A 2,413-nucleotide genomic window follows, 5' to 3' on the forward strand; every position below is an offset into this window, starting at 1 on the left:
GGTGCATGAAGGAGCCGAACGCGGCGGCGGACGCGGCCTTGGCCAGGTCGGCGCCGGGCAGCACGATCATGGCGTTGTTTCCGCCCAGTTCCAGGTGCGCGCGCTTGAGGTTGCGGGCGGCGGCTTCACCGATTTTCCGGCCGGCGGCGGTGGAGCCGGTGAAGGAGATGACGCGCACTTCGGGGGCCTCGACCACGGCTGCGCCGATGTCCGCGCCCCCGGGCAGCAGGGACAGCAGTCCGGCGGGCAGGCCTGCTTCCTCGAAGATGCGCATCAGGGTGACGCCGCCGCAGACGGCGGTGCGGGGGTCGGGCTTGAGCAGCACCGCGTTGCCCAGTGCCAGGGCGGGGGCGACCGCGCGGATGGAGAGGATCAGCGGGAAGTTGAACGGCGCGATCACGGACACGACGCCGACCGGGCGGCGGCGGGCGAACGACCAGCGGTCCTCGTTGGTCGTGAGCACGTCGCCGGCCGGCAGCGAAGGCAGCGCGGCGGCTTCGTAGCATTCGTTCGCGGCGATGTGGGTTTCCAGTCCGGCCTTGGGGCCGATGCCCCCGGACTCCCGTACGATCCAGGACTGGATTTCGTCAGCGTGTTCTTCCCACAGGGTGCCGGCGCGGCGCAGTACGGCGGCGCGTTCTTCGGGTTTGCGGGCGGCCCATTCCTTCTGCGCCGCGGCAGCCACGGCGGCGGCTTCGTTTACGTCCTGGACCGAGGCCAGGCCGTAGGTGCCCAGGGTGTCGCCGGTGGCCGGTTCCACGGAGGCAGCGGTGCCGGCACCGCCCTCGCGCCAGCCGTTGAGGTAGATTTTGCCCTCCCACAAGGAGGCATCAAGCAGGGACATATCCCGTCCTTTCAGGTTGATTGCATGGTTGTTCCCTACCGTAGCTGCGCAGCCCGGCAGAGAAGGGGTTTCAGCCGGCGACCTTCAGCACAGCCTTGATGGTCCCGCCGGACGTCGAATCGGCGATGGCGGCGTCGATCTGGTCGAATCCGTAGTACTTCACCAGCTTGTCGAAGGGGAACCGTCCGGCCTTGTACAGGGAGATCAGACCGGGGATCAATTGTCCCGAAGTGCTGGACCCGCCGAGGGTACCGACAATCCGCTTGCCCCAGAGCGTGCGCAGGTGGTCCACCGAGAACCGTGCCTCCGCAGGCGCCCCGCCAATCAGCACCAGTGTGCCCAGCATGCCGACGGCGTCAGCTGCTTCTTCGACCACCTTGATGTTCCCGGTGCATTCGAGCACGTAGTCGGCCGGCCCGCCGCAGATGCGTTGGATTTGCTCGAGCGCATTGGCGTTGCCCGGGTTGATGGTGTGGGTGGCCCCCAGTTCGCGTGCCAGTTCCAGCCGCGAATCGTGCAGATCGATGGCGATGATGGTGGCAGCAGGCGTGTTTTTCGCGGCCATTACTGCCCCCAGGCCCACAGCGCCGGCTCCATACACCACCAGCGACTGGCCGGGTTCGGGCTTGGCGGTGTTGAACACGGCACCGGCACCGGTCGTGATGCCGCAGGCCAGCGGCCCGAGCAGTTCCAGCGGAATGTCTTGGTCCACCTTCACCAGCGAGGACGCCAGCGCCAGCGAGTAGTCGGCGAAGGAGGACTGGCCGAAGAAGTGGCCGGAAACCTTGCGTCCGTCGGATCTCGTGTAGGCGGAGGTGCCGGCGTCGGGCCCCTTGAAGCGGGCACCGCTCACCAGCGCTTCGCCCAGACGCAGGCAGTAGCGGTGCTCGCCGCGCAGGCAGTTCCTGCACTCGCCGCAGTAGGCCCAGCCCATGATCACGTGGTCGCCCACGGCAACATTGGTGACGCCTGCACCCACCGCTTCCACCACACCGGAACCTTCATGGCCCAGCACGCCGGGCAGCGGCAGCGGCATGTCCCCTGCCTGGGTGATCAGGTCCGTATGGCAGAGCCCGACGGCGGTGACCTTCACCAGCACCTCGCCCGGTCCGGGCGCGTCCAGCTCCAACTGCTCGGCTACGAACGGCGCGTCCTTCTCTTCGATGACCAGCGCATTGATTTTCATGCCAGGCTCCTTATCTAGTGCCGGATGTTGCTCTGTGCCTTACCCTGCCAACGAGCCCCTCCGGTGGGAAGGTTCCGGCGGCGAGGTCCATGGCGGGTTGAGCCGGTAGCCGACGGGGAAGAGTTGGATGCCGGTCTTGTTGGTGATGGTGCCCCAGAGGCCGCGCGGGAGCCAGATGGCTCCGGCGACGCCGATGGCGCCGAGGATGATCATGTACCAGGATCCGTAGCCGGCCAGCAGTTGCTGCAGCGCGTAGAACACGATGGCACCCAGCAGCGGGCCCTCCAGGTAGCCGATGCCGCCGATGATCACGATGAAGATCATGTAGGCGGACCATTGGACGGAGAAGATGGCGTTGGGCTGGACGCTGAGCGAGTCGATGA

At 67.1% G+C, this 2,413-nt stretch carries 3 protein-coding genes; all 3 read right to left on the reverse strand.

The features are described 5' to 3' along the window. The coding region (locus AC5RWT_RS36620; RefSeq protein ID WP_494084498.1) for an aldehyde dehydrogenase family protein at positions 1-844 on the reverse strand (844 nt) is incomplete at its 3' end. 70 nt (positions 845-914) lie between these two features. Beyond that, the gene (locus AC5RWT_RS36625) at positions 915-2,030 is read right to left on the reverse strand and encodes an NAD(P)-dependent alcohol dehydrogenase (protein WP_494084499.1); all 1,116 of its coding nucleotides are present in this window, start codon (positions 2,028-2,030) and stop codon (positions 915-917) included. A 39-nt stretch (positions 2,031-2,069) separates the two neighbouring features. Then, on the reverse strand, positions 2,070-2,413 hold a 344-nt coding region (locus AC5RWT_RS36630), incomplete at its 5' end, for an ABC transporter permease subunit (RefSeq protein WP_494084500.1).

It is taken from the genome of Arthrobacter sp. Dra40, from assembly GCF_059091905.1.

Bases quoted from the DNA above. Each gene is read 5' to 3' on its own strand.
- AC5RWT_RS36625 (WP_494084499.1), bottom strand. From the start codon at position 2,030: ATGAAAATCAATGCGCTGGTCATCGAAGAGAAGGACGCGCCGTTCGTA.